Annotated in this window: 7 protein-coding genes and 5 tRNA genes; 8 read left to right on the top strand and 4 right to left on the bottom strand. The window is 60.5% G+C overall.

Annotated elements, in window-relative coordinates; all coding sequences use genetic code 11:
• Positions 1–89: 89 nt before the first annotated feature.
• The 8 genes from gyrA to typA all read left to right on the top strand — a co-directional run bounded on the left by gyrA (position 90) and on the right by typA (position 6905).
• Positions 90–2798 carry a DNA gyrase subunit A gene (gyrA, locus tag AAAX31_RS08345; RefSeq protein ID WP_349076871.1) on the top strand — a complete coding sequence of 903 codons (2709 nt, stop codon included), beginning with the start codon at positions 90–92 and terminating at the stop codon, positions 2796–2798.
• Between the two features lie 297 nt (positions 2799–3095).
• A tRNA-Ile gene (locus AAAX31_RS08350) sits at positions 3096–3172 on the top strand.
• A gap of 67 nt (positions 3173–3239) precedes the next feature.
• Positions 3240–3315, top strand: a tRNA-Ala gene (locus AAAX31_RS08355).
• Between the two features lie 4 nt (positions 3316–3319).
• A tRNA-Ile gene (locus AAAX31_RS08360) sits at positions 3320–3396 on the top strand.
• Between the two features lie 182 nt (positions 3397–3578).
• Positions 3579–4079 carry a bifunctional nuclease family protein gene (locus AAAX31_RS08365; protein ID WP_349076864.1) on the top strand — a complete coding sequence of 167 codons (501 nt, stop codon included), beginning with the start codon at positions 3579–3581 and terminating at the stop codon, positions 4077–4079.
• 33 nt (positions 4080–4112) lie between these two features.
• A complete protein-coding gene (locus AAAX31_RS08370) occupies positions 4113–4469 on the top strand; it encodes a hypothetical protein (RefSeq protein WP_349076866.1) in 357 nt (118 codons plus the stop codon).
• A 30-nt stretch (positions 4470–4499) separates the two neighbouring features.
• A complete protein-coding gene (locus tag AAAX31_RS08375) occupies positions 4500–4949 on the top strand; it encodes a hypothetical protein (RefSeq protein WP_089572580.1) in 450 nt (149 codons plus the stop codon).
• Positions 4950–5066: 117 nt separating this feature from the next.
• Positions 5067–6905, top strand: coding sequence for a translational GTPase TypA (gene typA / locus AAAX31_RS08380; RefSeq protein WP_117584035.1), 1839 nt, complete (start codon positions 5067–5069; stop codon positions 6903–6905).
• A gap of 129 nt (positions 6906–7034) precedes the next feature.
• Here typA and AAAX31_RS08385 read toward each other — a convergent pair whose 3' ends face one another.
• The 4 genes from AAAX31_RS08385 to AAAX31_RS08400 all read right to left on the bottom strand — a co-directional run bounded on the left by AAAX31_RS08385 (position 7035) and on the right by AAAX31_RS08400 (position 9634).
• Positions 7035–8180 (bottom strand): polymer-forming cytoskeletal protein, encoded by a 1146-nt coding sequence (locus AAAX31_RS08385; protein WP_349076868.1) that lies wholly within the window; start codon positions 8178–8180, stop codon positions 7035–7037.
• A gap of 106 nt (positions 8181–8286) precedes the next feature.
• Positions 8287–8976 (bottom strand): TRIC cation channel family protein, encoded by a 690-nt coding sequence (locus AAAX31_RS08390; RefSeq protein WP_233539158.1) that lies wholly within the window; start codon positions 8974–8976, stop codon positions 8287–8289.
• A 428-nt stretch (positions 8977–9404) separates the two neighbouring features.
• Positions 9405–9495, bottom strand: a tRNA-Ser gene (locus AAAX31_RS08395).
• 48 nt (positions 9496–9543) lie between these two features.
• Positions 9544–9634, bottom strand: a tRNA-Ser gene (locus AAAX31_RS08400).
• Between the last annotated feature and the right edge of the window lie 213 nt (positions 9635–9847).

Below are 9847 nucleotides of genomic sequence, written 5' to 3' on the forward strand. Positions count from 1 at the left end.
GGAAAAGCCGTCTCCGTGGTAGGGAACTAATTAGACCACGCAAACCATGAGGAGGTAACGTGGCAGACGATATCAACAATAACGAGGGTATGGACGAGGCCGGCGATGCCGGTATGCCCGACGATCTGAAGCGCCTGCTTGCCCGTGCTGAGCAGGGCGAGGACGGCGACCCGGACGCCTATAACCCCGATGCCGATGATGATGAGGAAGAAGACGACGCCGAGCTCGAGGAGAGCTTTGGCGAAGTCGACCGTGGCGCCTCGGCCGGCGAGGATATCAACGGCGGCCAGCTCCAGATTTCGGAGTTTGGCCGCGAGATGAAGCAGTCGTTCATCGAGTATTCGATGTCGGTCATCACGGCGCGCGCCCTGCCGGACGTGCGCGACGGCTTAAAGCCGGTGCACCGCCGCATCCTGTACGCGATGAACGAGAGCGGCATCTACCCCAACCGCCCGCACAAGAAGTCAGCTTGGACGGTCGGCGAAGTTATCGGTAAGTACCACCCGCATGGCGATTTCGCGGTCTACGAGGCCATGGTCCGCCTGGCGCAGTGGTTCTCCATGCGCACGCCGCTCATCGACGGTCACGGTAACTTCGGTAACATCGACGGCGACGGCGCGGCGGCCATGCGTTACACCGAGAGCCGCTTGGCAAAGCCCGCCATGGAACTGCTGCGTGACTTGCAGAAGGATACCGTCGACTGGCAGCCCAACTACGACGAATCGCTCGCCGAGCCCGTGGCGCTGCCTGCGCGCTTCCCCAACCTGCTGGTCAACGGCAGCCAGGGCATCGCCGTCGGCATGGCCACCAACATCGCTCCGCATAACCTCACCGAGGCGATCGAGGCCACCTGCTACCTGATCGACAACCCCGACGCCACCGTCGACGAGCTCATGCAGATCATGCCCGGTCCGGACTTCCCCACCGGCGCCATCATCATGGGCAGCGCCGGCATTAAGCAGAGCTACGAGACCGGCCGCGGCTCCATTACCGTGCGTGCCAAGGCACACGTGGAGTCCACCAAGACCGGCCGCAGCCGCCTGGTCTTTACCGAGATTCCCTACATGGTCAACAAGGGCACCCTGCAGGAGAAGATCGCCCAGCTCGTCAACGACAAGCGCATCGAGGGCATCTCGGATATGCGCGATGAGTCCAACCAGAAGGGCATCCGTCTGGTCATCGAGCTCAAGAAGGGCGTCATTCCGCAGGTCGTGCTCAACAATCTGTATAAGTACACCTCGCTGCAGACGACCTTTGGCGCCAACAACCTGGCACTCGTCAACGGCGTTCCCAAATGCCTGAGCCTGCGCGAGATGCTGCAGCACTACATCGACCACCAGGTCGACGTCGTCACCCGCCGCACCCGCTTCGACCTTAAGAAGGCCCAGGCCCGCGCGCATATCCTCGAGGGCTACCTGATGGCCCTTGACCATATCGACGAGGTCATCAGCATCATCCGCTCCTCGCAGACCGACTCCGAGGCCAGCAGCCGACTGATCGAACGCTTTGGCTTTACGCCCGAGCAGACCACGGCCATCCTCGAGATGAAGCTGCGCCGCCTGACCGGCCTGGAGCGCGACAAGATCCAAGAAGAGTTGGACGGCCTGCGCCGCGCCATCGCCTACTACGAGGACCTGCTGGCGCACGAGGAGAAGATTCTGGGCGTCATCAAGGAAGAGATGCGCGAGATCTCCAAGAAGTTTGGCGACAAGCGCCGCACCGAGATCAGCCAGGTTGAGAAGGACTTGGACGTCGAGGACCTCATTGCCGACGAGGATATGGTCGTGACCATCACCCACACCGGCTACGTTAAGCGTATCCCGGTGGCTGCCTACCGTGCCCAGAAACGCGGTGGCAAGGGCGTGTCGGGCGTCAACCTCAAAGAGGACGATGTTATCGACGAGATGTTCATCGCGTCCACGCACGAGTATGTGCTGTTCTTCTCGAGCAAGGGCAAGGTCTATCGCCTGAAGGTGCACGAGCTGCCGGTGGGTACGCGCCAGGCGCGCGGTACCGCGATCGTCAACCTGCTGCCCTTCGAGGAGGGCGAGAAGATCGCGAGCGTCATCAGCTGCCGCGAGTTCCCTGCCGACGAGTATCTGATGTTTGCCACCAAGAGCGGCATGGTCAAGAAGACCGTGATGAGCGCTTACGATCGTAGCCGCCGTGATGGCCTGATCGCTATCAACCTGCGCGACGACGACGCACTGCTGAACGTGCGCCGCGTGCGCGAGGGTGACAAGATTATCCTAGCCACCACCGCGGGCAAGGCGATCATGTTCTCCGAGGAGCAGGTGCGCGCCACCGGCCGCGATACCAGCGGCGTTCGCGGTATCGGTATGAAGGACGGCGTGAGCGTTCTGGGCATGGAAGTCACTAACGGCAACGGCGATCTGTTCGTCATCACCGAGCGCGGCTACGGCAAGCGCACGCCGGTCGCGGACTACCCAGAGCAGAATCGCGGCGGCCAGGGCGTCTACACCATCCAAATGACCGAGCGCAAGGGCAACCTCGCGGCCATGAAGACGGTGGGCCCGCAGCACGAGCTGTTCATCGTGACGGAGGGCGCGACGGTCATTCGCGTCAAGACCGACGAGATCAGCCAAACCGGTCGCGCCACCCAGGGCGTCAAGATGATGACCGTCGACGACAACGACCGCGTATGCGCTGTCGCTCGCATGACGGCAGCCAAGGAAAAGCCCGAAGGCGAAGGCGCCGAGGCCGCAGCCGACACCGAAGAGGCCCCAGTCGACCTAGGCGACGGTAACGACATGCCAGAGGATCTCCTCGACGAGTAAGAGGCCCTAGCCGGTAAAAATCATCAGACCCCATATATCGGCGGTCGGCGCACCTGCGCGCCGACCGCTTTTTTGACAACCTTGGAACCTGTGTCTGGTGGGCGGGCGAGATGGGCTAGGTTTGTCGCGAGTTCCGCACGCAAAGAAGGCCACTTAATGTGGCCTTCGTCTTGCGCAGGACTGCCCGAGCAGCAAACCTAGCCCATCTCGCCCGCCCGCCAGACACGCCCCCCAAAGATTTTCAAAAAAGTTGTTGACGCGCGCGTAACGACTCGTCTAATATATCCCTTGCGCGATGGACCTGTAGCTCAGTTGGTTAGAGCGTCCGGCTGATAACCGGGAGGTCACAAGTTCGAATCTTGTCAGGTCCACCATTTTCTTTCGCAATAAACACCCCAGCGAGAGCCGAGTCGCCGCTGGGGTGTTTATTACTGTCTCCGTGGGGGTTTAGCTCAGCTGGGAGAGCGCGGGCTTTGCAAGCCTGAGGTCAGGGGTTCGATCCCCCTAACCTCCACCATGATGGACCTGTAGCTCAGTTGGTTAGAGCGTCCGGCTGATAACCGGGAGGTCACAAGTTCGAATCTTGTCAGGTCCACCATCAAAACTGTGAAGAGCCCTGGGGCGTTGCCTCGGGGCTTTTTTCTTACCTACTGAAAGTAGTCAAAAAACCCGTCCCAAATTAACTACTTTGATTTTGTGTGCTGTGCGAAAGATTGGGTAGTATAGCTATTCAATGCGGCGCGCTGCCGCGTGTTAACCGCTACGTACCGGAGGTGTTCCATGGTTCGCGTCGACATAGAGACCATCGTCATGGCCGCCGGTCCCGTGCCATCGCTTATCGTACTTCGTGAGCGCAGCAGCAAATCGGACTCGCCCGCGCCGCTGCGTTCCCTTTCCATTCAGACTGGTTCGTTTGAAGCTGCTGCCATCAGCCGCGGCATCGATAGCGGCCGCGCCGAGCGCCCGATCACCCATGACCTGCTGCTCGATACCGTTGACGCCCTGGGCGCCAAGCTCGAGCGCATCGAGATCGTTCGCGCCGAGCCGCCGGTGTTCTACGCGACGATCGTCGTACTGGCCGATGGCGAGGAGCGCAAGATCGACGCCCGCCCCAGTGATGCCATTGCCCTTGCCGTGCGCAGCAATGCCCCCATGTTTGTGGAGGACGACATCATGAATCGCCTGGGCACTGTTTCCACCCACGCCGAGGATGTCGACGACGAGCAGGAGTTCGAGAAGTTCGACAAGTTCGTCCATACGCTCTCCCCCGATGATTTCTAAATGCGGGGCGGCAGGGTTGCGGAGTGTTCGCTGATGGCCAGCGGTATGTCGGCTGAGGCGGCGGTCATTGCGCGCGAGGCCCAGATGCGCTTGGAGGCATCCGAGGCGGCACGCATCGCCTATGTGATGCAGGCCCGCACGCTTCGCGAGCGCCGCGGCTCGTTTGTCAAGATGGTTGTCGTCTCCGTCCTTGTCGCGGCAATCTGCTCGCGCCTTCGTGGTACAGTTGGTGCGCTTGGGTTTTCGATTTCAACAGGCTTGGTAATCTGGGGCGTGGTCGATGCAGTAATGCTGACCAACCAGATCAAGGTACTCGACAAGCGCGCGATGGATATGATGCGCGCCCGCGACGCTGCCGCCAAGATTGCTGCCGAGGCACAAGAACTGTAACGACGCCGGACTCGATGGGAAGGTCTAAAGATGGCACAGGATATGCAGGACGCCGGTAACGTCTCCGCCGAGCTCGACGCCATGGTGTGTGACCTGATTGGTGCGTTCTTGGACGACCTTGCCGCCGGCGAGAATCCGGGCGTAGTTGTGGCGATCGAGGACGCTGCTTCCAACCGATATCTGGCGGCGCTCGATGAGGATGGCGAAGAGGCGTGCCTCGAGGCTGCCACCAACTTTATCTCCGAGCACAAGATGGGTCTTAAGGACGAGGGGCTGGGCCGCATCGCCCGTTACGCCATCGGCTACACCGGTTGTGTCGAAATTGACGGCGGCTATCACGACGCCCTGCTCGTGAGCTTCTTCGAAACCACGCTCGAGAGCGGTTTTTCGGCATACGTGCTGTATGAGGGCATGGGTGCCGGCGATGGTTTTATGTGGAGCGACCCTGAACCTGCAGGTGAGGAAACCCCTCTTATCTAAAATCGCTAAAATAAACGAGTTTTCGGTAAAAGGCTCAATATTCCCGCTGAGCGTTGTATCGCTGGGCGGGTCGCATACGCGTGCCGTTTGTATATGGATAGAAGATAGGGGAACTACATGCGCGTAGACAATCTGAGGAACATCGCCATCATCGCCCACGTCGACCACGGCAAGACGACGATGGTCGACAAGCTCCTGCGTGCCACGGACGCCTTCCGTGCCAACCAGCAGGTCGAGGACCGCGTCCTGGACTCTAACGACCAGGAGCGCGAGCGCGGCATTACGATTCTCGCCAAGAACATCTCTATCGAGTACAAGGACGTTAAGATCAACGTCATCGACACCCCGGGCCACGCCGACTTCGGCGGCGAGGTCGAGCGCGTGCTGCGTATGGCCGACGGCGCCCTGTTGCTGGTCGACGCTTTTGAGGGTCCCATGCCCCAGACCCGCTTCGTGCTGCGTCACGCTATCGACACCGGCCTTAAGATCATGATCGTCATCAACAAGATCGACCGTCCGGGTGCCAACCCCGAGAAGGCCTACAACGACTGCCTGGACCTTATGGCCGACCTGGGCGCTACCGACGACCAGCTTGAGTTTGCCATGGAGCATGTCATCTACGCCAGCGGCGTCAACGGCTTTGCCCGTCATGATCCCGAGGACGGCAACATGGACATGTACCCGCTGCTCGATATGATCATCGACGACATGCCCGCACCCGAGGTTGACGAGACCGCTCCGCTGGCCATGCAGTGCGTGACCATCGATCACTCCAACTTCGTCGGCCGTATCGGCATCGGCCGCGTGTACTCCGGCACCATCCACCAGGGCGACCAGATCTTGGTCGTCAAGAACGACGGCTCCAGCGCCACCGCTACCGTCAAGCAACTCTTTACCTTCGACTACCTGGGCCGTACCGAGTGCCAGGAAGTCGGCGCCGGCGACATTGCCGCCGTTGTGGGCATCGACCGCACCGATATCGGCGATGTCTACACCGACCCCGAGAATCCCGTCGAGCTCGAGCCCATCGAGATTGACCCGCCGACCCTGTCCATCGTCTTTGAGGCTTCGACCTCCCCGCTCGTCGGTCGCGACGGCGACATCGTGGGCGCCCGTCAGCTCAAGGAGCGCCTGTTCAACGAGGCCGAGAACAACGTGACCATGAAGATCGAGGAGCTCGAGGACAAGAGCGGCGTCGAGGTCTCGGGTCGCGGCATCCTGCACCTGTCCGTTCTGATGGAGTCCATGCGTCGCGAGGGCTTTGAGTTCCAGGTTGGCCGTCCTCGCGTTCTGTTTAAGAAGGACGAGAACGGCAACAAGATGGAGCCCGTCGAGCAGGCTGTTGTCGAGTGCCCGGACGAGTACTCGGGCAAGGTCGTTGAGGTCTTCGGTACCTCCGGCGGCATCATGACGAGCATGGATACCTCGGGCATCGTGACGCACCTCGAGTTTAAGATCCCGACCCGCGGCATCATGGGTCTTAAGAACCGCATCATGAACGTCACCCACGGCGAGGGCGTGTTCTACCACACCTTCCTGGAGTATGGCCCCTACGCCGGCGAGATCGGCAACCGCCAGAACGGCGCCATGATCTCCATGACCACCGAGAAGGCCGTTGCCTACGCCCTGGGTACGCTGCAGGAGCGCGGTCAGCTGTTTGTTGAGCCGGGTACCGAGTGCTACGAGGGCATGATCGTGGGCGAGCGCAGCAAGGCCGGCGACATGGTCGTCAACATCGCCCGCACCAAGAACCTGGGTAACCAGCGTTCCTCGACCTCCGACATCTCCGTGCAGCTGGTGCCGCCTCGCACCTTCTCTCTGGAGGAGGCGCTGGAGTACATCGCCGACGACGAGCTGGTGGAGATCACTCCCAAGAACATCCGCCTGCGCAAGCGTCTGCTCAACGCCACCGACCGTAAGAAGGCAGCCGTCCGCGCCGGCCAGGTCAACAAATAAGCGCTGGGGCTTATAACTGCCAATAAGAAAGGGCGTCGACCGCAATGGTCGGCGCCCTTTTTGGTGCAATGGGATCAGGTTGCTTTGCGCCACCACAAAGGTGCCTGGCCCTTTTGTGGTGGTTGGCGGCTAGGCGGTGGGGAGTCCTGGCGTGTTAGCCGGCTGCTGCGGCTTGAGGTGGGCGTTGCGCCAGATGATCTGGATGGCGTAGCCGAGCGTGAAGACGAAGGCTACACCGCTGACAAAGTTGCCCATAAGAGGAAGTGCCGTGAGTGCGCCCGCGACGATACCGCCCACGGCGGCCATGGCGTAGCGGTTTTGGTTGTGTCCGACCATGCGCGCGACCGCGGTGCCCGTAAATGCCGCCGAGACCAAAGCGATGCCGATGACGCCGCACATGAGGGCGGCGGCGAGCGACAGGCCTGCAATCGAGATGATGAGCAGCAGCACGGCGGGAGCGACGGCGACCGTGCCCAGAAGACCACTTACCCACAGCGGCATGGGTCGCTGATGGAGCATGCCGGCAGCGCTGGCGGTTGCGCGTGGAAAGACAAGCTCAAGCAGGATGGCGACAAAGCAGGTGGAAAGCGCCGCGGCAACGATGCCGCCGATAATGTCGTTGGCCGTAGAGGTGTTCTCGTTCTCGGTCCGGTCGATCTTGAGAGCTCCGACCTGGGCGCCCTCGGCCCGCTCGGGGTCCTGTGAGACGTGGGCGTTCACCGTGCCGGTGATGCGGGCGTTTTTACCCAGGATGAGCTTGTCGGCCCAGACTTCAACATTGCCATCGACGGTGCCGTCGATGGTAACGGTGTCGCCGGCAAGCGCCGCCGATTTGGCGGAGCCGCGCAGGGCGACCGTTTCGCCCGCCGCGTAAAAACAGTTGGCGGTGCTGCCGGTGTTGAGCACGACGTGCTGGCCGGCCACCGTGACGCTGCCATCGATTGCGGTTTTGGCGATATCGATGGTGCGTGCCGCCAGACGAATGGCGCCGCCTACGGTGCAATCGCGAATCGACAGGCTCTCACCCGCCGCGATAATATCGCGGCCGATGGAGGCGTCGTCTAGGTTGAGACTTTGGCCGGCCCAGTACAGGTCGCCTTCGATACCGGACGGAGTTGAGTCAACTTCGGTTGCGAGCACGTTTCCCGCGGTGTCGGTGCCGGCGAACGACACCGTGGGAAGTGCGGTGAGCGCGAGCGCAATCAGCGCGAATAGGATGGTGATGCGGGCCTGCGCTTTGTGGCGCCGGATCGACGGTACTTGGTTGCAAGGCATAGTGAATCCTTCGTTAGATACTCGACAGGTATCTAACAGGGTACCCAACGCGCGGGCGCTCTAAAAGAATCTCTCGGTTGCATTTCGAGGGGTTGTGCTGTGCTACCTACTTTTTACGGTGCAAAAAGCGCGCGATGTCTTCCTCGGTAGGGCTTTTGATGTCAAAGCGCAGTGATAGCCAGCGCAGCCCCATGGTCACCACAACGCATACGACCAGCGCGGCAACATTGCTCATGAGGCCGCTCATGACGAGGGCTACATAGCTTGCCGATCCGGCGATGGCCGCGATGGCATAGAAGTTGGTGCGTTGGAAAATGCCCGGGACCACGCCCATAAAGCCGTCGCGCAGCATGCCGCCGCCCACGGCGGTAAAGAAGCCCATCATGATACATACGGCGGGCGCAAATCCGTACACCAACGCCTTGTCCGCGCCGGTTGCTGCATAGATGCCGACTGAGATGATGTCGAGCAGGGGAATGAGTTTTTCGGGCTTGTCGACGATTGCCGGGAAAATGTAGATGATGGCTGCCGTGGCAATGGAAAGCGGGAGCGCCATCGGCTGGTTGAGGATGTAGACGTTGCCCACCTGCAGCGTCATGTCGCGCAAGAGACCGCCGCCCAGACCGCAGACCACCGCGAGCGCGACCGCGCCCACCAGGTCGAGCTTGTGCTCGCGAGCGACCAGCACGCCCGAGATCGATGCCGCGACAACGGCGAACATCTCGAGCCAAAATGGGATAGCGACCATGGCATCCGAGGCGTGTGAAGTAACAGTCATAGCGGCGACGACGGGCAAGATGGGGTCCTTTTGGTTGCGGGTTTAGACAATGCCCGTACATAGTACATGGTTGGCGGGCGTGGTGACCCTATTGCTCGGTAAACGGTCGGGACTGGGAACGGTCATGGGTACCAAACATGTACATCAGCCTTCAAAGATGTCGAAAAATGTCGGTTTTGGAGGGTGACGTACATGTTTGAGATTCAAGGTGAAATCGAAAGCAATGGGGGATGTGGCTGAATAGGAGGGATGTCCAAATTTTGAGCGGAGCTCAAAATTTATTCGGTCGGCTTGCACCGACCGCGCTGCGCTAAAAACGCGCCAGTGGCGCGTTTTCTTTACGCTCCGCGCCCTGGCGGGTTCGAATCCCTCCTCCTCCGCCGTATTTGCTTGTAAGGGACTCTAAACAAAAAAGCCCCCGTTTTCGGGAGCTTTCTCAACCAAAATGGCGGAGGAGGAGGGATTCGAACCCTCGTGACCTTATACAGGCCAAACGGTTTTCGAGACCGCCGCATTCAACCACTCTGCCACCCCTCCGCGTGGGGTAAAAACAAAGCAGGCTCGAAGGCCTGCTTTGGAATTAACTGGCGGAGAGTCAGGGATTTGAACCCTGGAGACGCTTTTGACGCCTACACGATTTCCAATCGTGCTCCTTCGGCCACTCGGACAACTCTCCGTTAAATGCGAAAGTCAGTATACACGAGGAATCGCAAAGTGCAAACAGAAAAGTTGGCATTTTTTAAAACGCTTGGCCGTGCTTGGCGCTGCCTTGATTCTCATTTTCATTGCAACAGCCTCAGGACTCAGCGCAACGCGTTGCGCTGAGTCCTGAGGCGCGAATCCGGGTAGGCAACCCCAGAGGGGCCGGAATCCCCCGGCCCGCGATGGA

Source organism: Collinsella sp. CLA-ER-H5 (assembly GCF_040092375.1).
Classification (GTDB): Bacteria; Actinomycetota; Coriobacteriia; order Coriobacteriales; family Coriobacteriaceae; genus Collinsella.